22 protein-coding genes and 1 pseudogene are annotated in these 24,257 nt (G+C 61.5%); 8 read left to right on the top strand and 15 right to left on the bottom strand.

Annotation, left to right across the window (positions count from 1 at the left end):
* Positions 1 to 26: 26 nt before the first annotated feature.
* From AB5Y48_RS12585 to AB5Y48_RS12575, 3 genes are all read right to left on the bottom strand, one after another.
* Complete coding sequence (locus AB5Y48_RS12585; protein ID WP_368164663.1) at positions 27 to 1,160, bottom strand: M23 family metallopeptidase; 1,134 nt, start codon at positions 1,158 to 1,160, stop codon at positions 27 to 29.
* Positions 1,161 to 1,284: 124 nt separating this feature from the next.
* A complete protein-coding gene (locus AB5Y48_RS12580; protein WP_368164662.1) occupies positions 1,285 to 2,682 on the bottom strand; it encodes an alpha-amylase family protein in 1,398 nt (465 codons plus the stop codon).
* Between the two features lie 206 nt (positions 2,683 to 2,888).
* Complete coding sequence (locus tag AB5Y48_RS12575) at positions 2,889 to 3,356, bottom strand: FKBP-type peptidyl-prolyl cis-trans isomerase (RefSeq protein WP_050665139.1); 468 nt, start codon at positions 3,354 to 3,356, stop codon at positions 2,889 to 2,891.
* Between the two features lie 191 nt (positions 3,357 to 3,547).
* Between AB5Y48_RS12575 and AB5Y48_RS12570 the strand changes: the two genes are divergently transcribed.
* Entirely contained in the window at positions 3,548 to 3,973 is a 426-nt protein-coding gene (locus AB5Y48_RS12570; RefSeq protein ID WP_050665138.1) for an Hsp20/alpha crystallin family protein, read from the top strand.
* Between the two features lie 141 nt (positions 3,974 to 4,114).
* Here AB5Y48_RS12570 and AB5Y48_RS12565 read toward each other — a convergent pair whose 3' ends face one another.
* Together AB5Y48_RS12565 and AB5Y48_RS12560 are read right to left on the bottom strand one after the other, a co-directional pair.
* Positions 4,115 to 4,363: a DUF3297 family protein gene (locus tag AB5Y48_RS12565; protein WP_005346163.1), complete on the bottom strand. Its 249-nt coding sequence runs from the start codon at positions 4,361 to 4,363 to the stop codon at positions 4,115 to 4,117.
* 1,034 nt (positions 4,364 to 5,397) lie between these two features.
* A complete protein-coding gene (locus AB5Y48_RS12560; protein WP_050665484.1) occupies positions 5,398 to 5,577 on the bottom strand; it encodes a hypothetical protein in 180 nt (59 codons plus the stop codon).
* Between the two features lie 425 nt (positions 5,578 to 6,002).
* Here AB5Y48_RS12560 and AB5Y48_RS12555 point away from each other — a divergent pair, with 425 nt between their 5' ends.
* Entirely contained in the window at positions 6,003 to 6,542 is a 540-nt protein-coding gene (locus tag AB5Y48_RS12555; protein ID WP_368164660.1) for a metal-dependent hydrolase, read from the top strand.
* A gap of 432 nt (positions 6,543 to 6,974) precedes the next feature.
* Entirely contained in the window at positions 6,975 to 9,407 is a 2,433-nt protein-coding gene (locus AB5Y48_RS12550; protein WP_368164658.1) for an AAA family ATPase, read from the top strand.
* Positions 9,408 to 9,502: 95 nt separating this feature from the next.
* Here AB5Y48_RS12550 and trpA read toward each other — a convergent pair whose 3' ends face one another.
* The 7 genes and pseudogenes from trpA to aroF all read right to left on the bottom strand — a co-directional run bounded on the left by trpA (position 9,503) and on the right by aroF (position 17,190).
* Positions 9,503 to 10,309 (bottom strand): tryptophan synthase subunit alpha, encoded by an 807-nt coding sequence (gene trpA / locus AB5Y48_RS12545; RefSeq protein WP_050665478.1) that lies wholly within the window; start codon positions 10,307 to 10,309, stop codon positions 9,503 to 9,505.
* Complete coding sequence (gene trpB, locus AB5Y48_RS12540) at positions 10,309 to 11,499, bottom strand: tryptophan synthase subunit beta (RefSeq protein ID WP_224159481.1); 1,191 nt, start codon at positions 11,497 to 11,499, stop codon at positions 10,309 to 10,311. The genes trpA and trpB overlap by 1 nt, the downstream gene beginning before the upstream one ends.
* A 14-nt stretch (positions 11,500 to 11,513) precedes the next feature.
* Positions 11,514 to 12,926, bottom strand: coding sequence for a bifunctional indole-3-glycerol-phosphate synthase TrpC/phosphoribosylanthranilate isomerase TrpF (gene trpCF / locus AB5Y48_RS12535; protein ID WP_368164657.1), 1,413 nt, complete (start codon positions 12,924 to 12,926; stop codon positions 11,514 to 11,516).
* A gap of 8 nt (positions 12,927 to 12,934) precedes the next feature.
* Positions 12,935 to 13,945, bottom strand: a complete 1,011-nt coding sequence (gene trpD / locus AB5Y48_RS12530) for an anthranilate phosphoribosyltransferase (RefSeq protein WP_050665475.1) — start codon at positions 13,943 to 13,945, stop codon at positions 12,935 to 12,937.
* A 14-nt stretch (positions 13,946 to 13,959) separates the two neighbouring features.
* Positions 13,960 to 14,556: an aminodeoxychorismate/anthranilate synthase component II gene (locus AB5Y48_RS12525; RefSeq protein ID WP_060584452.1), complete on the bottom strand. Its 597-nt coding sequence runs from the start codon at positions 14,554 to 14,556 to the stop codon at positions 13,960 to 13,962.
* A pseudogene (locus AB5Y48_RS12520) lies at positions 14,549 to 16,163 on the bottom strand (anthranilate synthase component 1). The gene AB5Y48_RS12525 and the pseudogene AB5Y48_RS12520 overlap by 8 nt, the downstream one beginning before the upstream one ends.
* 16 nt (positions 16,164 to 16,179) lie before the next feature.
* Complete coding sequence (aroF, locus tag AB5Y48_RS12515; protein WP_368164655.1) at positions 16,180 to 17,190, bottom strand: 3-deoxy-7-phosphoheptulonate synthase; 1,011 nt, start codon at positions 17,188 to 17,190, stop codon at positions 16,180 to 16,182.
* Positions 17,191 to 17,555: 365 nt separating this feature from the next.
* Here aroF and AB5Y48_RS12510 point away from each other — a divergent pair, with 365 nt between their 5' ends.
* From AB5Y48_RS12510 to rluB, 5 genes are all read left to right on the top strand, one after another.
* Positions 17,556 to 18,434 carry a PHP domain-containing protein gene (locus tag AB5Y48_RS12510; protein ID WP_050665485.1) on the top strand — a complete coding sequence of 293 codons (879 nt, stop codon included), beginning with the start codon at positions 17,556 to 17,558 and terminating at the stop codon, positions 18,432 to 18,434.
* Between the two features lie 108 nt (positions 18,435 to 18,542).
* A complete protein-coding gene (locus AB5Y48_RS12505) occupies positions 18,543 to 19,163 on the top strand; it encodes an L-threonylcarbamoyladenylate synthase (RefSeq protein ID WP_050665471.1) in 621 nt (206 codons plus the stop codon).
* On the top strand, positions 19,163 to 19,990 hold the full coding sequence (locus tag AB5Y48_RS12500) for a ScpA family protein (RefSeq protein WP_050665470.1): 828 nt from the start codon (positions 19,163 to 19,165) through the stop codon (positions 19,988 to 19,990). The genes AB5Y48_RS12505 and AB5Y48_RS12500 overlap by 1 nt, the downstream gene beginning before the upstream one ends.
* Complete coding sequence (gene scpB, locus AB5Y48_RS12495) at positions 19,965 to 20,549, top strand: SMC-Scp complex subunit ScpB (RefSeq protein WP_050665469.1); 585 nt, start codon at positions 19,965 to 19,967, stop codon at positions 20,547 to 20,549. Before AB5Y48_RS12500 ends, scpB begins: the two co-directional genes overlap by 26 nt.
* Entirely contained in the window at positions 20,542 to 21,459 is a 918-nt protein-coding gene (rluB, locus tag AB5Y48_RS12490; protein ID WP_050665468.1) for a 23S rRNA pseudouridine(2605) synthase RluB, read from the top strand. Before scpB ends, rluB begins: the two co-directional genes overlap by 8 nt.
* A gap of 793 nt (positions 21,460 to 22,252) precedes the next feature.
* Here the strand turns inward: rluB and AB5Y48_RS12485 are convergent.
* Genes AB5Y48_RS12485 through AB5Y48_RS12475 form a run of 3 tightly spaced genes read right to left on the bottom strand, consistent with a single transcriptional unit; the run spans position 22,253 to position 23,664 of the window.
* Positions 22,253 to 22,591: a nucleotidyltransferase domain-containing protein gene (locus tag AB5Y48_RS12485; protein WP_080387110.1), complete on the bottom strand. Its 339-nt coding sequence runs from the start codon at positions 22,589 to 22,591 to the stop codon at positions 22,253 to 22,255.
* Entirely contained in the window at positions 22,554 to 22,964 is a 411-nt protein-coding gene (locus AB5Y48_RS12480; protein ID WP_368164653.1) for a hypothetical protein, read from the bottom strand. The genes AB5Y48_RS12485 and AB5Y48_RS12480 overlap by 38 nt, the downstream gene beginning before the upstream one ends.
* Before the next feature lies 1 nt (position 22,965).
* A complete protein-coding gene (locus tag AB5Y48_RS12475) occupies positions 22,966 to 23,664 on the bottom strand; it encodes an HNH endonuclease (RefSeq protein ID WP_002045001.1) in 699 nt (232 codons plus the stop codon).
* Positions 23,665 to 24,257 lie beyond the last annotated feature (593 nt).

Raw genomic sequence — 24,257 nt, 5'->3', positions numbered from 1 at the left:
GCCGCGGCGGGTCTTTTCGTTGCCCTCTACAGGCCGTGGTTGTTGAGGGGCTGCCAGGCGCAGCGGCGCTGGCCGGCCACCAGATCGTCGAGCCAGAAGCGGCTGCAGTGATTGTCATAGCTGTAGTGGCCGACGTTGACCTTGTAGCCCCCCAGCGTCATCCCCTGCAAGGAGCGAAACACCCCGTTGTAGAGCAGGGAGAAGTGCAGGTGCGGGCCGGTCGAGCTGCCCCCCTCGCAGAGGGCCTGGCTGCGGGTGCCGGCGTAGGTGCCGAGGCGAGTGTTGGCCTCCACATAGTCGCCGCTGCGCACGGCTATGTCGGCCATGTGGTAATAGTTGCTGGCCCAGCCGCTGGAGTGGGTCACCCGCACCTGGCAGCGGGAGAAGACGGTGACGGTGCCGCTGTTGGCCGCCGTCACCGTGTAGGTGGGGCTGCCCCAGCGCGGCCAGTCGTAGGAGACATCGATAGAGGAGAGCGGAAAGCCCGAGCCCGAGTGAGCGTGGGCGCCGTTTACCTTCCAGCGGTAACCCTGGCGCCAGGGCAGCTGGAACAGGCCGGCGAGCAGGGGGAGCGGGGCCGCGGCCGGGAGTGCCGCACTGCGGAAGCTGCCGCGCCCGAACAGCTGCTCGTACACCTCGGCCAGAGGGCGGTGGCCTGTGCCCGGCAGGGTCTGCAGGGCCAGGGCGGTGGGGGCGATCGGGCGCGCCACCCCCCTGGGCCGGCGCTCGGCCAGCTCCCGCGCCTGGTAGAAGCGCTCGGAGAGGGTACGCGCCATGGCGGCGAGCTGGGAGGTAAAGCCGCGCTCGCGGACCGCCATGCCGAAGGGCTGCTCGACGGCGCGTGCCGTGGGCTGGCTCAGCAGTTGGCTGCGCTGCTCCATCAGGGCCAGCAGCAGCTGGGGGTTGATGCTGGTGGCGCCGGCCCAGTGACTGAGGGTCTCGAGTTTGGGCAGCAAATGGGGGGCCTCGCGTCTCAGGTAGCCCTCGAGGTCGAAGGCCAGGGCTGCCTCCCCGTAGACGAACAGCTGCTCGTCCGGCGCGGTGACATCGGCCAGCGCGGCGACGCGCTCGGTGGTGGTGAAGTGATGGGCGGGCAGGGGGGTGTGCAGATCGGTGACGGCGAGTGAGGCGCCGAGCAGTAACACAAGGGATCCGGGCATGGTGCTCTCCTTGAAGATGAACCGGATCGCCACGACAGGCACAAGGTGCCAGGCGACACCTTACCATAGCCTCTTACGAAGAGCAGGCCACCTCGGGGCGGGGTGGCCTGCCGGATCTGTCAGGTTACTCCTGCAGCCACATCCGCGCCGAGCGCGGCGGGATGGCGAGGCGCACCCACTGGCTCTGAACGTTGATCACGGCGCTGGCGTCCAGCACGTCCCGGTAGTTGCGGTTCCAGTTCATCTCGAACTTGCCGGTGTCGAGCCAGTACTCCTGCTCGCTGTCGCACTTGTTGATGCCGACCAGGCCCGCCTTGCCCCGTTTGAAGAGCACGAAGCAATCGCCACTGCCGATCAGCTGCTGGGGTTGCCCCTGCACCGCATTGTGGAAGCGGATCATGCCCTTGAGGTCGGTGCGCTTCCAGTAGTCCTGCCAGCGCAGCCCGTCCTTGTCTTTGGTCTCCCCGTGGTCGGAGTAGACCATGGGGGTGCCCCCGTCGCGGCCGAGCAGATAGGCGTAGGCCAGCTTCTCGTCCTGCTGACCCAGGATCTGGTAGCGGAAGCCGTCGTTGGTGGGGATGTCGTGGGTGATGGCAAAGGTGACGGCGCGGCTGCCCGGCAGGGCCTGGCCATAGGCCCCCGGATCGGCGAGCTGGTTCATGCTGCCGCCATAGGAGAGGGCCGAGCGGATCGAGGCAAACAGGGGGAAGTCATAGGCCCCGTGGTTGGTCGCGTCGAGATAGGGGCGCAGGAAGGTCTCGTAGTCCCCGGCACCGGCGCCGCCCGAGGTGATCACCTCGCCGAAGACGTGCATCCCCGAGGTGATCTCGCCGGTGAAGATGGCGCCTATCTGATAGGGACTCATGTGCTTGACCGCATCGATGCGAAAGCCCTTGAAGCCCATCTGCTTGAGGGCCTTGAGGTAGGCCTGCTGCTGGCTCACCACCCAGTTGTTGGGATCGAGATCCGGCAGGCCCCGATCGCCGGCCCCGCCACACAGGCGCCAGAACTGCACATTGTAGGGATCGTTCCAGTTGCTGATGCACCCCTCGGGGTGGAAGTCACCGCCCGAGAGGAAGTTCTGGCCGAGATCCCCAAACAGCTTCTGGCGCTCGAAATAGGTGGGGTTGGCGGCGTACTGGCCAAGCAGCTCCTGGCCCGGGTAGTTAAGATCCGGACGCTTCCAGGTCTCGTTGGCCATGTGGTTGAGCACCACATCGGCGTAGACGGCGATGCCGCGCGCCGACATGGCGGTGATCAGCTGCTCGATCGCCTGCTTGTTGCCAAGAGGGTTGTCGATGAGCCGCAGATCCTGGGGCTGATAGCGTGCCCACCACTCGTTGCCCGAGGACTTGAGGGGAGGGGAGACCAGCACCATCTTGTAGCCCGCCGCCTTGATGGCGTCGGCCTGGGCCGTGATGTCGGCGTATTTCCAGTTGAAGGCGTGGAGGATGACATCCGCCTGCGCCAGAGGGGCGGTCAGCAAGGATGCTGCCACCAGAAAGCCCACTGTGTGTTTCATTATTTTGTTCTCCGTGTGCGCCTCGAGGGCGGGAGCGCCCTGAAGGCTGACGAAGAGAGTGACGGGGCAAGCGGGAGGGCAACAAGCGGGGCGTGACGGTTTTGTGACCAGCCTCATGACCCCCTTCGACGCTCTGTGAAGGGGATCATGAAAACGGATTCAAAACACTATTAATCAATGTGTTACTAGCGTCTCGCGGGCCAGACTCACTCGATGGCGAGCAGCTCCACGTCGAAGATCAGGGTGGAGCCGGGCGGGATCTTGCCGGCGGAGCGGTTGCCATAACCCAGGTGGGCGGGAATGAAGAGCCGCATCTTCTCCCCCGGGTGCATCAGCTGCAGCCCCTCGGTCCAGCCGGCGATCACCTGATTGAGACCAAATGTGATGGGTTCGCCGCGAGCGTAGGAGCTGTCGAAGACGGTGCCATCGAGCAGACTTCCCTCGTAGTGGACCTTGACCCGGCTGGTGGGGCCGGGACGCTCGGCGCCGCTCCCCTCACTCAGGATCAGGTACTGGAGCCCGGAGGCGGTGCTCTGCACTCCCTCCTTGCCCTTGTTCTCGGCCAGGAAGGCTTCGCCCTGGCGACTATGCTCGGCCGCCTGCTTGCGCGCCTGCTGGCTGGTGAAGAAGTAGAAGGCCAGGCCGAGCACGGCAACCAGCAACAAGATTTTCATCGGTCAGACTCCTTGAGGGTGGGCAACGGCGGCCATCTTAGCCCGAAGCGGGCCATCACGGCCAGATGGAGGGGTCGGCTCCCCCGGGGCGGGAAAGTTGATCCGGATCAGGGGAGTGGCAGATCGTCTTGCAGCCGGGAGCGGGCTTTTTAGACTTCAAGGTGGGTGTCTAACGAGAGAAGGAGGAAGCCATGAGCCTGTTACCGTCCCGTGCCAGCCTGTTTGACGATCTCTTTCGGGACCTGGCCTCCGGGTTTACCGTCAAGCCCCTGCACGGGGACCCGCTGCCGGCTCAGGTGAAGCTGGACGTCAAGGAGTCCGACTCGCTCTATACCGTTCTGGCCGAGCTGCCCGGTGTGCGCAAGGAGGATATCCACCTCGACATCCAGGGGCGCGTCGTCACCATTCGTGCCGAGGTGCGTCAGCACGACAGCCAGGAGCAGGAAGAGCGCCTGCTGCGCAGCGAACGCTACTACGGTAGTGTGGCTCGCAGCTTCGAGTTGCCGATGGATGTCACACTCGACGGCGTCAATGCCCGCTTTGACAACGGCCTGCTCACCCTGAGCCTGCCCAAGCAGAGCAACCCCCAGAGTGGCCAGCGCATCCCTATCGAGTAGGCGTCCGTTCGGGCGTGCGAGCAAGGTAGAGAGGCCTGCCCTCCGTCACCAAGCCCCCGACCGGGGGCTTGTTCTTGTGTGCGCCCAAAAGCCAGAGACCGGCGCAGGGCCGGTCTCTTGTCATCGCGGGGGGCGAGCGCCTTAGCGGTAATAGGCCTCGACGGTGCCCTTGAGGGTGATCAGCATGGGGTTGCCATAGCGATCCTTGGCCTTGGGGGAGGGGATCTTCACCCAGCCTTCGCTGATGCAGTACTCCTCGACCGTGCTGTGCTCCTTGCCGTTGAGGCGAATGCCGATCTCGTGCTCGAAGCACTCGGCCACATAGTGGGGGCTGCGCGGATTGGCCGCCAGACGATCCGGCAGGGCCGGTTTGGTTTGGGTGTCGCTCATGGTCATCACCTGCTCTCGATAAAGGGCGCCATTGTAGACAATGGCCATCGCCTGCTCAAGGTAGCCCTACGCTCTGTGAGGAACTCGGCCGAGCGCCTGGCCTACGACAAGGCTTTTGATGCGGCGTTGCCGCAGGGGACGCGAGGGCGCTGCCCTCGACGGGGTTTCGCCTGCCCACCTGGAGGAGCTCGGTCGAGCTCCTTGCCTACGACGGGCACTTTGCATGCGAGGGCGTTGCCCTCGAAAGGGTTTCGCCCTGCCCTTCGGGCTGTGGCGAGTGACTTTTCTTTGCGTGGCCAAAGAAAAGTCACCAAAAGAAAGGCCACCCCCGGCAAGCCGTCCGCTGCGCGGATGCCCTCGGCTCATTGAACGGGTTGGTCGTACCGCCGAGCAAAAGCGGAGCTCGGCCAAGCTCCTTCGCCTGTGTCAGGCATCTTGATGCGGCTACGCCGCACAGAGGTTTCGCCCGCCCTGCGGGCTGTGGCGAGTGACTTCTTGCTGGCCCAAGAAGTCACCAAGAAGGCCCTCCCCCGCCAATCCGACCGCTACGCGGTTTCCCTCGGCTCGGTCGCCAGGTCGGACGGACCGCCGCAGATGGGGCATCCATGCCCCGCTGCGGCTGCGCCATCATCCCTGATGGCGCTCCTGACCTTGCTTCCTCCCCTCGGCGGATTGGAGGGGGTAGACAATACCGTGCCCGACAGTGACTGGGGTGGCAGATTGCTGATCTTTTGGCCGCTACGCGGCACTCAAAATGATGGGTGTCCCAATTTCGCCCCCTACTGACCCGTTCAACTCACCTCGGCGTCTTGCAGGGGGGGGCAATACCGTGCCTGACAGTGACTGGAGTGGCAGATTGCGGCTCTGTTGGCCGCTACGCGGCACTCAAAATGGTGAGTGTCCCAATTTCGCCCTTGCAGGTGGCTGCAATACCGTGCCCGACAGTGACCGGGGTGGCAGAGTGCGGCTCTGTTGGCCGCTACGCGGCGCTCAGAATGGTAGGCATCCCATGGGGGGGCCAAGAGGGGGACAACTCAGCGGGGGCGCGATCTCTTGACCCTCTGATAGACGGTAGTGGCCAGGATGAGCAGAAACATGGCGACATAAAACAACATGGGTGGGTCGAAGTAGAGGCTATCCGGCAGGCTGCATACGTAGAGAAAGGCGACCGCCAGAAGCGGTTTGAACAGAAGTTGGATGGCGGTTTTTATCATGGTGACGGTTCTTGCTGGGTGAAGGCGTAAGCCTGTGTAATGACAACATAACAGAAAAGTGGGAGTCAAAATTTCCTTATCCCAATTTCCTTATGTGAGCCGAAGTGACTACTTAACACTATCGGGTTCTCCATGTAAGCGGCTGTCTAAATGAACATTTCAAGTTAACGCACCAAGGATGGTTGGCTCTGCGTTCAGCAAACAACGAACGAGCCAATGCGCAGGGTATAAACGACATGATTTCAGCCCTGGTTTGGGAGAAATCGTGTCACAGCCGTTTTCATCACTTTCAGAGAGACGCCTCTTCTGACTGATGGATAAGGATTCGATGGGGGAATCCAGCAACATAATAAGAGGATGACTTCACCTTCACTTCACTGAGCGGAGATAAGGTAGGATCACGTTTTCAGATGGATCTTTGTCCTATGCCCACCATAGTCACCCACGCCGCCGTCCCTCTCTGCCTTGGGCTCGGGCTTGGCAGCCGGCTCATCCCGCCGCGCCTGTTGCTGGCAGGGGTTGCCATCGCCATGCTGCCCGATGCCGACGTGCTGGCCTTCAAACTGGGGGTTGCCTACGGTCATGTCTTTGGCCACCGCGGCTTTACCCACTCCCTGCTGTTCGCCTTTGCCCTGCCCACGCTGGCCATGCTGTTTCACCGCCAATTTCGGGCGAGCGCCGCTACCGTCTGGTCGTTTCTGCTGGTCTCTCTGCTCTCCCACAGCCTGCTCGATTCCCTCACCACCGGCGGCAAGGGGGTGGGCTGGCTCTGGCCGTGGCGTGACGAGCGTTTCTTCGCCCCCTGGCAGGTGATCCGGGTCGCCCCCTTCAAGCTGGAGGCCTATCTCACCGCCCGAGGTGAGGCGGTGATCCTCTCCGAGCTCTACTGGGTCTGGCTGCCGGGGGTTGTATTGATGCTGGTGTTTATGGGGTGGCGGGTCTGGGGCAGGGGGGGACATTGGTGAGGTTGGGAATAGTGGTTGGATATATTGTTGGTGGAGCAAACCAAAACTGGAACGCTCATAAGTTTGTGTGCTGGCGATGGTGCCATTTGTTCCGAAAGGTAGGGGGCGTCTAATTACCCTGTAACCGCTGCGGCTATTGTGTGGGGTGGCGCACTCTATCGAAAGCACAGAAAAGGCATACTTTCGGGTAAATGATAATTAACCCTACAAGGAGCCCCAATGCCTTCCGCCCTACATGACTTTCGAGCCTTCGTCCATGAGCTTTACCAATCCAATCCCCCTGTTCCTGAAGATGTGCGTCGACTCGCTTCCTTGTGTCTGAACCACTTTGACACACTATCCCGAACGACGCGTCACCAGAGCCAGCGATCAATCAGGTTGGTTAGTCTGATGCGTGCCCACTGGGCGCAGCAGGGGCTAGGGGCGCCAGAAGTGGGTCCTATCGACCAAGAAGAGGGCGAATGGTCGTTTCAGCGTTTGCACAGCATGCGTCTTGGACCGTTTCGCGGATTCCGCAATCAGGTTGAATTCGAACTCAATCAGCAGTTGACCCTGGTGTATGGTCCTAATGGCAGTGGAAAAAGCAGCCTTTGTGAGGCTCTGGAATACGCATTACTTGGCGCCGTGGATGAAGCTGAAGCTAAACGAATCCAATTGCCCATTTATTTACGTAATATCCATGAAGGTCGATTTGTTGCTCCCGAGCTACAAGGCTCCACTCCGCAAGGGCCGCAGCAGGTACCGGTGGATGCGGAGCGCTATCGTTTCTGCTTTGTTGAAAAGAACCGCATAGATACGTTCTCACGTCTGGCAGCTCGTCCAGCTGGACAACGCGGAGATTTGATAGCGACCCTGTTTGGCATGGAGCCATTCAACTTATTTGTCAGCCACTTTAATGGTGCTATTACCCAGCAACTGACATTGACTGCCGACAAGGCACAAGCGTTGAATTTGCGTCGTCAAGCACTGGCCGCAGATGAGCAGCGCCGAGATCAGGCGGCTGCGAGCCGCTCTCAACTGGCACAGGAAGAGGCTCTGCTGGCCGAGCAATCTGGCATTGCCCAAGACTATGCGACACTCAAACAGACGGTTGGCACCCCCGAACAGCCTGGTCGATTGTTGGAACTGGATGAGCGGCTTACTCAGCAGATTCCTGCTGTCATCGGACTTACCTCGGAACACTTTGTCCATGCATTGGACACCTTGCAGCGTGAACAACACACGCTCACCGAGCTCAACCACCAGTTGCATCAACGTAGTGAACAGGTCTCTTTCAAGGGGCTTTACCAAGCGCTTTTAGCTCTCAGGGAACAGCACGGCGATCACTGTCCAGCTTGTGATACCCCGTTGACGAATGTTACTCGGGATCCCTACATACATGCTGAAGCTGGTCTTGCACAACTGCTTGAGCTTGTGCAGCTTGAGACTCAACGAGACCAAGCGAAACTGTCATTGCAACAAGCAGCCCATGAGTTGAGAGGGCAAATACATACTCTGTTAGCCTTCATGACAACTGACCCTACCGTCCCCATATCTCCTTCTGCCATTTTCTTGCAGCAGCTGTCGACATTACAGGAGGCAACTTGGTGGACCCCCTTGTTTGACGCTGCCAATAAAGCCTATTTGGACGCGCTGGTTGACACTGCCAAACACATTGCTGAGCGGGACGAAACCATTCGTCAGCAGCATGAAGAGCGTATCCCCTTGCTTGCCGAACGTCAGCGCCTTCAAGAGCTATATGCTCAGATCCGGGTTCAAGATGGCAAACGTAGCCAGTTTGAGACAGAGCTGGCCGCCGCACTGCAACGAATAGCTGCCTTTAATGATGTCAATGCACCATTGGTGGAGGAAGTGCGGCAAGAGCGCTTGCAAATGGAATCAGATGGGCTTTTCAACACTGCCTATAACCAATTTCTTCAATACCTACGTCAATATCGCGAACAGCTCCCTGCTCGATTGATGGCCGGGATCAGCGAGGCAGCATTGGGTCTCTACAACGACTTCAATCGACACGATCATGAACATGACCTGTTGGCTGCACTGCGGCTACCCGTTACCGGTAATGATGTGATTGAACTAGCCTTTCGCGGCCAACCTGAGCGTTTTGTTGATGCCCTCCAAGTGTTAAGCGAGGGGCACATTCGCTGCTTGGGCTTGGCAATACTGATCGCCAAAGCTCAATCCATCAATACGCCGCTGATTATCTTTGATGATGTACTCAACGCCATCGACCATGATCATCGCAGTGGCATCAGAGCCACCTTGTTTGAAGATGAGCGCTTCCAGCAGACTCAGTTCATCGTGACTTGCCATAGCAACGAGTTCATCAAGGATATTCAGAATAATCTGCCACCAGCCCGACAAGCTCACTGCAAACTCTATTTGCTTGACCATCATCTAGGGGATCATCAACCCAGAGTCAGAGGAGGAGCTCCTCGGGGTTACCTACTCAAGGCCAGAGCTGCTTGCTTGGAGCGTGACCATCGCTCGGCGTTAACGGCCTGTCGCCAGGCTCTTGAGCATTTGACTCGTAAGATATGGGGTTGGTTGGGCAACCATGATCTGGGCGCCTTACGGTTGGAACTGAATCGCGCCGGTGGTGAGCCTGGGTTGCGCGATCTGTGCGATACCCTGCGTGCGAGACTTAATGCGGCGGCGCATTTTACCCATGATAATAAGGCTCCGCTATTGGCTCACCTCAATACGCTACTAGGTATCCCCCAAACCACGTTGACTTGGACATATTTGAACAAGGGCGTTCATGATGAGGAACGTGATGACTTCGATGCGGTGGAAGTGGAAAGCGTGGTGAGGCTGCTGGAGGCTCTGGACGCAATGTCTTGGCGAGGCCCTAGAAGAGGTTGATCAGAGACATTAAAAGGGAGCCGGTCAGGCTCCCTTTTACATGGTTATGCGAACTGGCAACTCAGGGCCACAAACAACCGACCCCATACCCGACTTTATCTATTGGTCGCCGCCTTCATCCCTTCCACAAACTCCTTGAGGCGCACCAGCATACGGGCCGGATCCTGATGGTGGGTCTCGATGATCTTCACCACGGCCGAGCCCGAGATGGCGCCGGCAGCGCCGGCCTTGATGGCGTCACGCACCTGGGCCGGCTCGCTGATGCCAAAGCCGAGCAGGGCGGGGGGGGCGCCGAACTCGCGCAGGGTGTTGATAAGCCCCTCTACCGGCATGCCGGCCTTGGTTTCGGCGCCGGTCACGCCGGCCCGGCTCACCAGGTAGGTGTAACCGCGGCCGAGCTCGGCGACGGCCTTGAGGGTCTCGCCGTCCCCGTTGGGGGGGGCGATAAAGATGCTGTCGATGCCAAACCGGTCGGCGGCGGCCTTGTAGGGCTCGCACATCTGCACCGGCACGTCGGCCACCAGCACCGAATCCACGCCAGCTTGCTGGCACTTCTCGTAGAAGCCGTCGATCTTGCGCACATAGACCAGGTTGGCGTAGACCAGCAGGCCAATGGGCAGGCTTGGGTACTTGGCGCGGATGCGCCCCAGCAGCTCGAAGCAGCGATCCGGCGTGGTGCCGCCCGCGAAGGCGCGCAGGGTGGCACCCTGGATGGTCGGGCCGTCGGCCACCGGATCCGAGAAGGGGATGCCGAGCTCGAGGGCGTCGGCGCCCCCCTCGACCAGGGCGTCGACGATGGCGAGCGACAGCTCGGGGGTGGGGTCGCCCAGGGTGACAAACGGCACGAAGGCGCCCTGCTTGGCGGCATCGAGACGGTCAAACATATCCGCATAGCGATTCATTACAGGACTCCTTGTTTTTGAAAAATGTCGGCGACGGTGAAGATGTCCTTGTCGCCCCGGCCGGAGAGATTGACGATGAGCACCTGCTCTTTTTCCGGCTCGCTGCGCGCCATCTTGAGGGCGTGGGCCAGGGCGTGGGAGGACTCCAGCGCCGGGATGATCCCCTCGGAGCGGGCCAGCTCCTGGAAGGCGTCGAGGGCCTCCTGGTCCGTGATGGAGACATACTCGGCGCGGCCGATGGCGGCCAGGTGAGCGTGCTGCGGGCCAACCGAGGGGAAGTCGAGGCCCGCCGAGACCGAGTAGGACTCCTGGATCTGCCCCTGCTCGTCTTGCATCAGGTAGGAGTGCATGCCAAAGAAGACCCCCTTGCTGCCGTGGCCGAGCGGCGCGCCGTGCTCGCCGCTCTCGATACCGTGGCCACCCGGCTCGACGCCAATCAGGCGCACGGAAGGCTCATCGATGAAGTCCGCAAACATGCCGATGGCGTTCGATCCGCCGCCGACGCAGGCGATGACGGCGTCGGGCAGGCGCTCCTCTTTTTCGAAGCATTGGGCCTTGGCCTCCTCGCCGATCATCTTCTGAAACTCGCGCACTATGGTCGGGAAGGGGTGCGGGCCGGCGGCGGTGCCGAGCAGGTAGTGGGCGCTCTCGTAGTTGGCGGCCCAGTCGCGCAGCGCCTCGTTGCAGGCATCTTTGAGGGTGGCCGAGCCCGAGTGCACCGGGATCACCTCGGCCCCCATCAGCTTCATGCGAAAGACGTTGGGCTTCTGCCGTTCGCAATCCTTGGCCCCCATGTAGACGCGGCACTTGAGCCCGAGCAGGGCGCACGCCAGTGCTGTGGCCACCCCGTGCTGGCCGGCACCTGTCTCGGCGATGATCTCGCTCTTGCCCATGCGCTTGGCGAGCAGGGCCTGACCCAGCACCTGGTTGGTCTTGTGGGCCCCCCCGTGCAGCAGGTCTTCGCGCTTGAGATAGAGGCGGGTCCTGGTGCCCTTGGTGAGGTTGCGAGTCAGGGTGAGCGGGGTCGGGCGCCCGGCGTATTCGGTCAGCAGGGCCTGGAACTCGGCCTCAAAGGCCGGATCGTCCTTGGCATCGACAAAGGCCTTCTCCAGCTGGAGCAGGGCCGGCATCAGGATCTGCGGCACGTACATGCCGCCAAATTCACCGAAGAAGGGGTTGAGCAGGGTCATGGTCATCTTCCTTATCAAAGCTGGTGCAACTGGTCGAACGCGGCGGCAAGTTTGCCCGCATCCTTCACGCCGGGGGCAGACTCGACCCCGGAGTTAAAATCAAGGCCCAGGCAGCCCACCCGGGCCGCCTCGAGGGCGTTAGCGGGGCCGAGCCCCCCGGCCAGCATCAGGCGCGACTTGTCGAGCCCGGCGAGCAGGCCCCAGTCGAAGGCGACGCCGGTGCCGCCGCTCTGGCCGGCCACCTTGCTGTCGAGCAGCAGGCGATCGCAGGGGTAGTCGAGGGGGGGGAGTGGCTCACCGGCCGTCACCGGCACCGCCTTCCAGATCTGGCACCCTTCCGGCAGCAGGGGGCGCAGGCGGGCGATGAAGAAGGCGTCTTCCTCCCCGTGCAACTGCACCGCCGCGAGCCCCAGCGCCTCGACCGTCTTGGCGATGGTCTCGGGCTGGGCGCCGCGAAACACACCGACGTAATCGAGGGGGGCGCCGGCCATCACGGCGCGGGCGGCCGGGATGTCCACGTAGCGCGGGCTCTTGGCCACGAAGATAAGGCCGCCGTAGACGGCGCCGGCGCGATAGGCCGCGGCCGCGTCTTCGGGGCGGGTCAGGCCGCACACCTTGTTCTGGCCCAGCACCAGTTTGCGCACCGCGCGGGGCAGGTCGGCCTCGGCCATCAGGGAAGAGCCCACCAGGAAGGCCTTGGCATGGTCGCGCAGGCTGGCCACCTGGGCCCTGTGATAGATCCCGGACTCGCTCACCACCAGGCGATCGCCCGGAATGCGTGCCGACAGGTGACGGGTGCGTTCGAGATCGACGCTGAGATCGCGCAGGTCCCGATTATTGATGCCGATGACGGGGGCGCCGAGGGCGATGGCCCGCTCGGCCTCTTCGTCGTTGCTCACCTCGGTGAGCACCCCCATGCCGAGCTCGCGGGCGATGGCGAACAGGGTGCGATACCCCTCGTCGGTGAGCACCGAGAGCATCAGCAAGATGGCGTCGGCCTGGTAGTGGCGCGCCAGATAGACCTGGTAGGGGTCAATCATGAAGTCCTTGCACAGCACCGGCTGGCTGACCCGGCCACGCACTCGCGGCAGGAAGGCAAACTCCCCCTGAAAATAGGGCTCGTCGGTCAGCACCGAGATGGCGGCCGCATAGGGGGCGTAGGCGTCGGCGATCGCCTCGGGGTGGAAGTCGGCGCGGATGAGACCCTTGGAGGGAGAGGCCTTCTTGCACTCCATGATGAAGCGGGTGCCGCCCTGGCGCAGGGCCCCCTCGAAGTCCCGATCGCTTGGGGTCAGGCTCCCCTGGAAGCTCTCCAGAGGCTCCTTGAGCTTGCGCTCCTCCAGCCACTGCAGCTTGGTCGCGACAATCTTGCCGAGAATGGTCTGACTGAGGGAGGGGTGATTGAGCATGATGTGGTCCTTGTGCATCGATTCCATTATTCGGCGTGGCTTAAGACGGCCAGGGCGCGGGCCAGCTCGGCGGCCTTGCCGCTCGCCAGCACCGCCAGCACCCGCTCGGCCCCTTCCTTCAGGCTCTTTACCTGGCCTGCCATCAGCAGCAGGGGGGCCACGTTGGCGGCGATGGCGGCGTTGTGGGCCGGGGTGCCCTGCCCCGCCAGGATGGCGGCGGTGATGGCCCGGTTCTCTTCGGGCTCGCCGCCTGCGATGGCGCTCACCGGGTGGGTCTCGAGCCCAAAATCGGCCGGGGTCAGCAGGTATTCGCGGATCTCCCCGTCACGGATCTCGGCCACCTGGGTCGGGCCGTGGATGGCCACCTCGTCGAGGCCGGCGCCGTGTACCACCATACCCGTTTTCAGCCCCAAGGCCAGCAGGGTTTCGGCAATCGGACGCACCAGCTCGGGGGCATAGACCCCCATCAGCTGATAGCCGGGACGAGCCGGGTTGATGAGCGGCCCCAGTACGTTGAACAGGGTGCGGGTCTTGAGGGCCTGGCGCACCGGCATGGCGTGGCGCACCCCGGCGTGGTACTGGGGGGCGAACAGGAAGCAGACCCCCAGCTCGTCGAGGCAATGGCGCGCCTGCTCCGGGCTCATGTCGAGCCGGATCCCCATCTTGTCGAGCAGATCGCTCGAGCCCGACTTGCTCGACACCGAGCGGTTGCCGTGCTTGGCCACTTTCAGGCCGCAGGCGGCGGCCACCAGGGCCGAGGTGGTGGAGACGTTGATGGTGTTGAGGCCGTCGCCACCGGTGCCGACGATGTCGCAGAAGGCGTAGTCCGGGCGCGGGAAGGGGCGGGCCTCGGCCAGCAGCGCCTCGGCGGCGCCGGCGATCTCTTGCGGGGTCTCCCCCTTGATCTTGAGGGCGGTGAGCAGGCTGGCCAGCAGCACGGGCTCCACCTCGCCGCGGATCACCTGACCGAAGGCGTCGCGGGCCTGTTCACGGCTGAGGCTGTGGCCCTGATAGAGGGTGTTAAGAAACTGATGCATATGAGCCTCCTTGCTTACTGGGGATCGCCGGCGCGGGTGATATGGGCCAGGGCCTGGGTCAGCAGACGGGCCCCCTCGCTGGTCAAAATGGACTCCGGATGGAACTGAAAGCCGAGGGCGCGATCCTCGGGCTGCTCGATGGCCATGGGCATACCCTGATAGTGGGCGGTCACCGTCAGCTCGGGGGGCACATAGGTGGCGACCAGGGAGTGGTAGCGGGCCACCGGCAGGGGGTGAGAGAGGCCGGCGAAGGGGCCGTGGCCGTCGTGCTCAATCAGGGAGCGCTTGCCGTGGACTATCTCGCCGGCCGGGCCGACCGTGCCGCCGTAGGCTTCGCACAGGGCCTGATGACCGAGGCAGATGCCGAGGATCGGCACCTTGCCCCGGGCTTGCGTGATGAGCTCGATGAGGCAGCCCGCCTCATGGGGGGCGCCCGGTCCCGGCGAGAGCACCAGCACCGCCTCGCCGTCACAGGCGGCGATCTCCTCCATGATACGGGCGGCGGGCAGGCTGTTGCGGTAGATGCGCACCGGATAGCCGAGGGAGCGGAACTGATCCACCAGGTTGTAGGTGAACGAATCGAAGTTATCGAGCAGGAAGATGTTAGTCATGGGTCACTTCCTTATTGTTCGGTGCTGACGCTGAGGGCTTGAAGGGTGGTGCCGTGGCTGGCGGCGATGGCCGAGAGCACGGCGGCGGCCTTGGCGCGGGTCTCGTCCGCCTCGGCCTGCGGTTTGGAGTCGTAGACCACGCCGGCGCCGGCCTGCACATGGGCGACCCCATTTTTGACGAAGGCGGAGCGGATCACGATGCAGGTGTCCATCTCGCCGTCACCGCTTACATACCCCACGGCGCCGCCATAGCTGCCGCGTCGCTTCCCCTCCACCAGGCGAATGAGCTCGCTGGCGCGGATCTTGGGGGCGCCGGTCAGGGTGCCCATGTTCATGCAGGCCTGATAGGCGTGCAGGGCGTCGAGATCGGAGCGCAAGGTGCCCACCACCCGGGAGACCAGGTGCATCACGTGGCTGTAGCGATCCACCTTGAGCAGGTCCTTCACATAGCGGGTGCCGGGCTCACTGATGCGGGCGATGTCGTTGCGACCGAGATCGACCAGCATCAGGTGTTCGGCCACCTCTTTTTCGTCCTGGCGCAGCTCCAGCTCGATGCGGCCATCCAGATCGGCGTTGATGGTGCCATCGGGGTTGAAGCCACGGCGGCGGGTGCCGGCGATGGGGTACATCTCCACCTGGCGGCTGGCGGCGCTGAATTTCACCGCGCTCTCGGGGGAGGCGCCAAACAGGGTGAACCCCTCGTCCTGCACGAAGAACATGTAGGGGCTGGGGTTGGTCTGCTTGAGGCGGCGATAGGCGGCGAGCGGCGCGGGGCAGGGGAGGGAGAAGCTGCGCGACGGCACCACCTGGAAGATGTCGCCCTTGCGGATGAAGCCCTTGAGGCGCTCCACCTCGGCGCAGAAGCGCTTGTCATCCTGATCGACCGCGAGATTGCCGGTGACGACCGGGGCGGCCTGCTCCGGGGCCGGGGCGGCGGCGCAGGCCTCCTTGAGCTCGGCCAGGCGCGCCGAGAGACGGCGATAGCCGGGGCCGAAGGTGTCGCCCCCGAACACGCAGGCCTGCAGCCGGGTGGTCAGCATCTGGTGGTCGATGGTGATCAGGGTCTCGGCCACATAGAAGCAGTAGTCGGGGCAGTCGTTGCTCCCCTCTGGCACCTCGGGCAGATCCTCGTAGGCGGCGATCAGGTCATAGGCGAAGCAGCCGCCGAGAAAGAGGCTGCCCGCCTCCTGTTCGGTCTGCAGTTCGTTGATAAGGGTGCGCAGGGCGTCGAGCACCCCCACCGCCTTGAGGCGGCTGTCCTCATCCTGCGCCTGATCGGCGCGCGGGAAGGTGAGCAGTAACTCACCCTTGGCCCCTTGGCTGCGCTCAACCCCTGCCGGCAGCCGCTCGGCCAGCAGCCGTTGCAGCGGCTCACCGTTGGGGGTGAGGGGGCGCACCTCGACCCGCTGGCCCCGGCACTCCAGGCGCAGGCAGGCATCGGCCAGCAGCAGGCTCTGGGTGCCGGCCTTGCTGTCTATCTCGGCCGACTCGAGCAGCAGGGTGTTGGGGCGCTCGCCGCACAGGGTGCGATAGAGGGCGAGGGGGTCGGCCACATAGGGGGCCGACAGTCGCAGGGATTCAAACTTGCCGAGGGGAAGCGGGGTCATGGTGGCATCCTTTCAGTCAGAGGTGGCGGCCGGCGGCCTGCACGAAGGGGGTCAGCTCGGCCACCAGCTGGCGGAACAGGGGCTCGGTCAGGGCCTGATGGCCGTCCGAGAGGGCCTCGGCCGGGTTGAGGTGAGCCTCGACGATGACGCCGTCGGCCCCCACGGCGGCGGCGCGCGACAGGGGGATCACCAGCTCGCGGATGCCGGTGCCGTGGCTCGGGTCGACCAGCACCGGCAGGTGGCTCTTCTGCTTGAGCAGGGCGACCGCATTCAGGTCAAGGGTGTTGCGGGTGGCGGTCTCGAAGGTGCGGATGCCACGCTCGCAGAGGATGATGCGATGGTTGCCGGCGGCATAGATGTATTCGGCGGCCAGCAGGAACTCTTCGATGGTGGCCGACAGGCCGCGCTTGAGCAGCACCGGCTTGTCGGTCTGCCCGACCGCGGTGAGCAGGCGGAAGTTCTGCATGTTGCGCGCGCCTATCTGCAGGCAGTCGACGTATTGGCACATGAGATCCACGTCGCTGGCGTCCATCACCTCGGAGACGGTGGGCAGGCCGTGTTCGCGGTTGGCCTCGGCCAGCAGCTTGAGCCCCTCCTCCCCGAGTCCCTGGAAGCCATAGGGGCTGGAGCGCGGCTTGAAGGCACCGCCGCGCAGGGCCTGAGCCCCGTGGCGCTTGACCATGGCGGCCACGCTGTGGAGCTGCTCGCTCGATTCCACCGAGCAGGGGCCGGCGATGAGGGCGAAGGTATCGCCGCCGACCGTGAGATTGCCGATGCGCACCTGGCTGTCGTGGGGGTGCAGCTCGCGGCTCACCAGCTTGTACTTGGAGAGGATGGGCTTGACCGACTCGACCATGGGGTCCGCATCGAGGTTGAGTTGCTCGAGCACGCGCTCGTCGCCGAGGGCCCCCAGCACGATGCGCTCGGCGCCCGGCAGGTAGAGGGGCTTGAGGCCGGTGCGCTCGATGCGACCGAGCAGGGTCTTGGCGTCGGTTTCGCTGGCGGTGGGCTTGAGTACGATGATCATGTCCTGGTTTCCTTAATCGTAAATGTCGCTAAATCAGTGAGTTGGAGTGGATTGGGTCAAGCCGCGCCATCGCCGGGTCAGTTTCATCGGTTTCATCGCTCGTCCATTTGCCGGATAATAAAAAAGCCCGCTGATGTCAGCGGGCTTTTCTTGGGTTCTTTCTCTGCTGCCAGGTTTTACAGATGCAGCAACCACCACACGCCCGCTATGAGGGAGTGTGCCACCACCAGATCAGGTTCAGGGTGAGGGTTGCGAGCATGATGAGATTATCCTGTTGCCTTGCAGTTGAAGTGCGTACAGTAAAACGATATTCCGGCGAGCAAGTCAAGCCGCTTTTTTCAGCCATGGAGCACCCCATCCCCTTGTTGCGATTCGATCTGCACTCTCATACCACCGCCTCGGACGGCCACCTCTCCCCCAGCGAACTGGTGCGCCGCGCCGCCGAAAAGGGGGTGGGTGTGTTAGCCATCACTGACCACGACACCCTTGCCGGGCTTGATGAGGCGGCCGCCACCCTCGCCGCCGAGGCGCTGCCCCTTCGGCTGGTGAGCGGGGTCGAGATCTCGAGCGGTTGGGAGTCTCACGAGATCCACGTGGTCGGGATCGGCGTCGATGTAAAAAATGATGGCCTGCTCACCTTTTTGGCCGATCAGGGGCGCCGCCGCCGGGAGCGGGCCGAGGAGATGGGGCGCCGGCTCGAAAAATGCGGCATCCCCGGTGCCTTCGAGGGGGCCCTGGCCCTGGCCGGTGACGCCGAGGTGACCCGTGCCCACTTCGCCCGCTATCTGGTGAGCGTCGGGGTGGCCGACTCCATGCAGAAGGTGTTCAAGAAGTATTTAAGCCGTGGCAACAAGGGCTATGTGCCGGCCCAGTGGCCCGAGATGGCGGCCGCCATCGCCATCATCCAGCAGGCCGGCGGGCGCGCTGTGCTGGCCCACCCCAGCCGCTACGATCTCTCCACCAAGTGGCTCAAGCGGCTGCTGGTGGCCTTCAAGGCCGCCGGGGGGGATGCCATGGAGGCCTGCCTGCCCCAGCAGAGCCCCACCGAGCGCGCCAACCTGGGCCAGTGGGCCGAGGAGCACGGCCTGCTCATCTCGGTGGGATCGGACTTCCACTTCCCCCAGCCCTGGCTGGAGCTGGGGCGTGGCCTGTGGCTGCCCAAGCATGGCCGCCCCCTGTGGCAGGCCCATCCCGAGCTGTTCGGGCTCACCGCCGCCGATGTCACGGCAGATGCAAGCGCCTGAAAAGGGGCGCACAATAGATTTTTGTGGGCTCGAGCGTCGGGCCCGTTCGATGGCGGCCGCTGCCGCCCCATTGCGTGAGCAATCGCCGGGATCACCCCGGGAGGTACCATGAGTCAGCATTTTTACGTTCACCCCGACAACCCGCAGGTCCGCCTCATCAGCCAGTCGGTGCAGATCCTGCAAAGCGGCGGCGTCATCGCCTATCCGACCGATTCGGGCTATGCCCTGGGGTGCATGATGGGGGACAAGGGGGCGCTCGAGCGCATCTGCCGCATCCGCCGCATCGACGCCAACCACGACTTCACCCTGATGTGCCGCGATCTCTCCGAGCTCGCCACCTATGCCCGGGTCGAGAACAGCGCGTTTCGCCTCATCAAGAACAACACTCCCGGGGCCTATACCTTCATCTTCAAGGCCACCAAGGAGGTGCCGCGCCGCCTGATGAACGAGAAGAAGAAGAGCATCGGCATCCGGGTGCCCGACAACAAGATAGCCCTGGCCCTGCTCGAGGCGATCGGCGAGCCGCTGCTCTCCACCACCCTGATCCTGCCCGGCTCCGAGATGGCCGAGTATGATCCGGAAGAGATCGCCGACAAGCTCGGCAAGCAGCTCGATCTGGTGATCAACGGCGGGTATCTGGGCGAGCAGCCCACCACGGTCGTGGACTTTTCCGATGACGAGCCGGTGATCCGTCGCCGCGGTGCCGGGGACCCGACCCCCTTCGAGTGATGACGTCCCCCATCGCCCTGGTCGAGGGCAAGCCCTATACCGAGCTGCCGCAGGATCTCTTCATCCCGCCGGACGCCCTCGAGGTCTTTTTAGAGACCTTCGAGGGCCCCCTCGATCTGCTGCTCTACCTCATTCGTCGCCAGCAGCTCGACATCCTCAACCTGCCCATCGTCGAGATCACCAACCAGTATCTGACCTATGTGGATCTGATGCGTGGCCTCAACCTGGAGCTGGCGGCCGAGTATTTGCTGATGGCGGCCTGGCTGGCCGAGATCAAGTCGCGCATGCTCCTGCCGCGTGCCCCCGAGCTCGAGGAAGAAGAGGGGGAAGACCCCCGGGTGGCCCTGGTGCGCCGCCTGCAGGAGTACGAGCGCTACAAGGTGGCGGCCGAGGGGCTCGACGCCTTGCCACGCCTGGAGCGGGAGATTTTTGTGGCAAGCGCCCTGCCGCCCGATTTTGGCGCTCTCAAGCCGCTCGCACCCGACGTCGCCCTGATTGAACTCGCCTTGACCATGCAAAGTGTGGTAAAACGCGCGACTCACTTTGAGCACCATCAGATAAGACGCGAGCAGATCCCGACCCGGGTGCGGATGGCCGAGATCCTGGCCAGGCTCACCCCGGGGGCGACCCTGCGTTTCGAGCAGGTGCTGCAGGCGGATGAAGGGCGCATGGGGGTCTTGGTGACGTTTCTCGCCCTGCTCGAGCTGTGCAAGGAGTCCCTGATCTGGATCCTGCAGGCCGAGCCCCTTGGCCCCATCCATTTTGCCCTGGCGGACGGGGCGAGCGACCCGGAGCATGACCATGGCCCTGCCCACACCCCGGCTTAAGTGCCTCATCGAGGCGGCCCTGCTGGTGGCCGGGCGGCCGCTCACCGTCGCCGAGATCAAGGGGAGCGTGCTGGCCGACTACCCGGTCACCTCCCGCTACGTGCAGCTGCTGCTGGCGGAGCTGAAACAGGAGTACGAGCCGCGCGGGGTCGAGCTTAAAGAGGTCGCCTCGGGCTGGCGCTTTCAGGCCCGCCAGGAGTACGCCGAAGAGCTCGCGCGCCTGTGGAGCGAACGGGCGCCGCGCTATTCACGCGCCGTGATGGAGACCCTGACGCTGATCGCCTATCGTCAACCCATCACCCGGGCCGAGATAGAGGCGATCCGCGGCGTGGCGGTCTCGACCCAGATAGTCACCACCCTCAAGGAGCGAGGCTGGATCCGCGGCATCGGCCACAAAGAGGTGCCGGGCCGCCCCGAGTTGCTTGCCACTACCCGCGAGTTTCTCGACTATTTCAATTTGAAGAGCCTGGATCAGCTCCCCGAGCTGGACGAGGCACAAACCCCGTTGTCGGTCCCCCTGGCCGAGAGCGCACAACAATCAGGTAAACCCGATGAGTGAAAAACTGCAAAAAGTGCTGGCCCGTGCGGGTCACGGCTCCCGTCGTGAGATGGAGGCCCTGATCACCGAGGGTCGGGTCAGTGTGGATGGCAAAGTCGCCACCCTGGGAGATCGCGTCGAAGCCAACGCCGTGATCCGGATTGACGGCCACACCGTCAAGACCAAGCCCGCCGAAGATCTGATCTGCCGCGTTCTCGCCTACCACAAGCCGGAAGGGGAGATGTGTACCCGTCACGATCCCGAGGGGCGTCCGACCGTGTTCGATCGCCTGCCGGCCCTCTCCGAGGGGCGCTGGATTGCCGTCGGTCGCCTCGACGTCAACACCTCGGGCCTGCTGCTCTTCACCACCGACGGTGAGCTGGCCAACCGCCTGATGCACCCGCGCCACGAGGTGGAGCGCGAATACGCGGTGCGCGTGTTTGGCGAGATCAACGAAGCCATGCTCCAGCGTCTGCGCAAGGGGGTGCAGCTCGAGGATGGCATGGCCAAGTTCGACAAGATCAAGCCGGCCGGCGGCGAGGGCCTCAACCAGTGGTTCAACGTCACCCTGACCGAGGGGCGCAACCGTGAAGTGCGCCGCCTGTGGGAGTCCCAGGAGGTGCAGGTGAGCCGTCTGATGCGGATCCGCTACGGCGACGTCAAGCTCGACCGCGCCGTGCCGCGCGGCGGCTGGCAGGAGCTCAAGCTCACCGAGGTGAACTACCTGCGCGAGCTGGTGGGCCTGCACCGTGAGACCGAGTCCAAGGTCGACGTGCACGCCGACAGCAAGGCCAACCGCCACAAGCAGGCTGCCCAGATCCGCCGCGCCGTCAAGCGCCACAAGGAGCTGCAGTCCACCGCCGGTGGCCGCGCCCGCACTCCGGCCTCCCGCCGTCGTCCCTCTACCCGCAACTCGGGAAGCGGTCAGTAAGCTGACCCAGGCGGCTTGCCGGCTGACCGGTGAGCCCTGGATGATAAAAAACCCGTCGAATGACGGGTTTTTTTTGGACTAGCGGGGGAGCTCGGCCAAGCTCCTTGCCTATGACAGGCATCTTGATGCGGCTATGCCGCATAGGGGTTTCGCCGCCCTGCGGGCTGTGGCGAGTGACTTCTTGCTGGCCCAAGAAGTCACCAAGAAGGCCTTTCCCCCGCCAATTTGGAGGCGCTCGGGCAAGCTCCTTGCCTATGGCAGGCATCTTGATGCGGCTATGCCGCATAGGGGTTTCGCCCTGCCCTGCGGGCTGTGGCGAGTGACTTCTTGCTGGCCCAAGAAGTCACCAAGAAGGCCTTCCCCCGCCAATCCGACCGCTGCGCGGTTTCCCTCGGCTCAGTCACAAGGTCGGACGGACCGCCGCACACGGCATATCCCTATGCCGCCTGCGGCTGCGCCATCATCCTTGATGGCGCTCCTGACCTTGCTTCCTCCCCTCGGCGGATTGAAGGGGGAGCCAATACCGTGCCGGATAGTGACCAAGGGGGCTTAGCGAGTCAGTTGGCCGCTACGCGGTGCTCAAAATGGTGGGTGTCCCAACTTCACCAATAAGTGCCTGTTCTTAATCTGTATAAAAAATCAGTGATGACATTGTTTTTCTCCTGAGTGCTAACGCCGCATTAAGGGGCGAACAACGCACAAACGCACTTAATGCATAACACCTTAATCACATAAAGAAACGCATGGCAAAAGTGCCACGCGTTGTGAGTCCTTCTTAAATGCTTTGTTATGTTTATCGATTCACTCTGCCACTATTTTTCACAGCGGCTATGACCTCACATAAATTACCACCATTGTATGATGACAAATATTTTGCAGAGGCTTTGGCGATAAAATCAAGCTCAGACTCTTCAGATTTTGAAAGCATAGTAACAGACAATTTATCTATTCTTGCTACTAGACACTTTTTCAAAGATATAGCGTCTTTACATGACTCAAAACTAGTTGAGTTATGTACTATTAAAATATCAACATCATTAAAAGTTGAAGTGCCTTTGAAGAAAGAGCCAAAACCATAAACTTCAGCTAATGACTCACGCCCAGCCGTATTCCCTAAATTTATCTTTCTCATAATCAGTTAGATGCGTCCAGTAATCTCGTTTATTAATAGCCGCCATAAATCCACCAATATCAAAGATTCCAACTTGAGCAGCCATACAATCACGTTTTAATTCAAGCGAATAACCACACCAGTTTGAGCTTATAATTACAGCATCCAGTGAACCATAATTTTCACATGATTCTACGTACTCAGCCGTACCAAACGAATAGCACTCACAAATAAAAACTTTCAGCGTTTTACCTGTATTTAGCTCGATACTATACAAACCAGCATCTAACTGTCGACAAGAGTTAACTTTGCTGTGTTCATTCATACGCTGCTCAAAAAACTTGTAGTTTCCGTAATAGCTCATCCAAGGAAAGTTATCGTTATGTGCTGGCATATCATTCTCCTAATATCAAATCTTCAAATTCACTCGGAAATCGCTGAACTGCGTTGTACGGAATTTTATCATGTACCCACTGTTCGTAACTTTCTACATGCTGTATGAACTTACTTATTACTCTTTGATCCTTTCGAGAAAATAATGCTCGGTATTTCACTAGCAGAGCTTTAATTTCTCTATTATTCGGGACAATCGTAGAGAGGCGTTCTGAAGTCCAAAGAGCATAAACTTGATCACTGTTAGGATTTTTTCTAGCATTTTCCGACATTGGTCCATATTGTTCCCATACTTGGTGATTTTCAGCCATATATGGAGCAATTTTGTCTTTTAATTGCTCGACATTCTCAAGCTCAGAAACCTGTAGGCGATTTGAAATAAACTCCTCATGTTCTTGCTTCATTTCATGAAGCAACTCGACAGAGAAATCACTTTCATTTTCCGCTTTATCTATGAGCGTGTGATGAGTAGGACAAAGTAATATTAGGTTTTCGTAGCTATCTCTTTCTACATCTGTTTGTTCGGGATCATATCGGTTTGAACCCAATTTATTACCTTTAATATGAGCCATCTCACCGAGAGTATAAGGAGCAACACCCTCAGCCTCTTCTACTGACAACCGTTCTGTACACCCCCTGAAGGAACAGCGACCAGCAGCATTAGACCATAAAAGTTTTATTGATTTACTTGTTATTGACATGAATACTCCAAGCTCAGAATAGACCTACAAAGAGTACCACGCGCCAACAGAACGATGTTTGATTTAAGTCTATTCCTAAAGAAATTAGAATGTTACATCGATGTCAATGGATAAACATAACAGTGATTAGATGGAAGGCGGTACTAATCCGTTAGCAGAGAATTCCATCTAACTCCGTAACATCTGCATCGCCGCCAAGTAAAAAAATTATGAAGTCATCATATTACCAGATCACCTCTGCTGGCTGGGCGTATTCGCGTGACGTCCTCTTTTTGCGCCACCATGACGGCTGTGTAAAAAAACAGTACATGAGTTGCTCATTGAAAGCGCCGCCAAACCACGCCAGCGTAAACAGCTCAGAAATCAGCATGAGGCCGTCATCATGTTGAGCGGGTCGTCGTGGACAACGCTTGCTTATCCATTTCATCCGGCAAGGCTACCGCCCCTGAATGACAGCCTCCAGTCTGCTGCTGTTAACCTGCGATGTTGCATAGGCCTGGCTCATGGGTGACTCCGATGAGGCGGTTGCCAAACGGCTATGTTAGCGAGTGGCGCGGGGGAGGGAAGCAGGAGACGATGGTTTCCTGAGCAAG

Origin of the sequence: Aeromonas sp. R6-2 (assembly GCF_040908155.1) — a bacterium.
GTDB classification, from domain to species: Bacteria; Pseudomonadota; Gammaproteobacteria; order Enterobacterales; family Aeromonadaceae; genus Aeromonas; species Aeromonas schubertii.
Note: the sequence above shows the minus strand (reverse complement) of the source record. Positions and strands in the feature narration are given on the sequence as shown.

Coding starts and splice junctions, on each gene's coding strand:
- AB5Y48_RS12525 (WP_060584452.1), bottom strand. CDS start 14,556: ATGACTAACATCTTCCTGCTCGATAACTTCGATTCGTTCACCTACAAC.
- AB5Y48_RS12555 (WP_368164660.1), top strand. CDS start 6,003: ATGCCCACCATAGTCACCCACGCCGCCGTCCCTCTCTGCCTTGGGCTC.
- AB5Y48_RS12500 (WP_050665470.1), top strand. CDS start 19,163: ATGACGTCCCCCATCGCCCTGGTCGAGGGCAAGCCCTATACCGAGCTG.
- trpB (WP_224159481.1), bottom strand. CDS start 11,499: ATGACCCTGCTCAACCCCTTCTTCGGTGAATTTGGCGGCATGTACGTG.
- AB5Y48_RS12570 (WP_050665138.1), top strand. CDS start 3,548: ATGAGCCTGTTACCGTCCCGTGCCAGCCTGTTTGACGATCTCTTTCGG.
- AB5Y48_RS12505 (WP_050665471.1), top strand. CDS start 18,543: ATGAGTCAGCATTTTTACGTTCACCCCGACAACCCGCAGGTCCGCCTC.
- AB5Y48_RS12565 (WP_005346163.1), bottom strand. CDS start 4,363: ATGAGCGACACCCAAACCAAACCGGCCCTGCCGGATCGTCTGGCGGCC.
- trpD (WP_050665475.1), bottom strand. CDS start 13,945: ATGCATCAGTTTCTTAACACCCTCTATCAGGGCCACAGCCTCAGCCGT.
- aroF (WP_368164655.1), bottom strand. CDS start 17,190: ATGATCATCGTACTCAAGCCCACCGCCAGCGAAACCGACGCCAAGACC.
- AB5Y48_RS12585 (WP_368164663.1), bottom strand. CDS start 1,160: ATGCCCGGATCCCTTGTGTTACTGCTCGGCGCCTCACTCGCCGTCACC.
- AB5Y48_RS12475 (WP_002045001.1), bottom strand. CDS start 23,664: ATGTCAATAACAAGTAAATCAATAAAACTTTTATGGTCTAATGCTGCT.
- AB5Y48_RS12580 (WP_368164662.1), bottom strand. CDS start 2,682: ATGAAACACACAGTGGGCTTTCTGGTGGCAGCATCCTTGCTGACCGCC.
- AB5Y48_RS12575 (WP_050665139.1), bottom strand. CDS start 3,356: ATGAAAATCTTGTTGCTGGTTGCCGTGCTCGGCCTGGCCTTCTACTTC.
- trpCF (WP_368164657.1), bottom strand. CDS start 12,926: ATGCACAAGGACCACATCATGCTCAATCACCCCTCCCTCAGTCAGACC.
- rluB (WP_050665468.1), top strand. CDS start 20,542: ATGAGTGAAAAACTGCAAAAAGTGCTGGCCCGTGCGGGTCACGGCTCC.
- AB5Y48_RS12485 (WP_080387110.1), bottom strand. CDS start 22,591: ATGAGAAAGATAAATTTAGGGAATACGGCTGGGCGTGAGTCATTAGCT.
- AB5Y48_RS12560 (WP_050665484.1), bottom strand. CDS start 5,577: ATGATAAAAACCGCCATCCAACTTCTGTTCAAACCGCTTCTGGCGGTC.
- scpB (WP_050665469.1), top strand. CDS start 19,965: ATGGCCCTGCCCACACCCCGGCTTAAGTGCCTCATCGAGGCGGCCCTG.
- AB5Y48_RS12480 (WP_368164653.1), bottom strand. CDS start 22,964: ATGCCAGCACATAACGATAACTTTCCTTGGATGAGCTATTACGGAAAC.
- trpA (WP_050665478.1), bottom strand. CDS start 10,309: ATGAATCGCTATGCGGATATGTTTGACCGTCTCGATGCCGCCAAGCAG.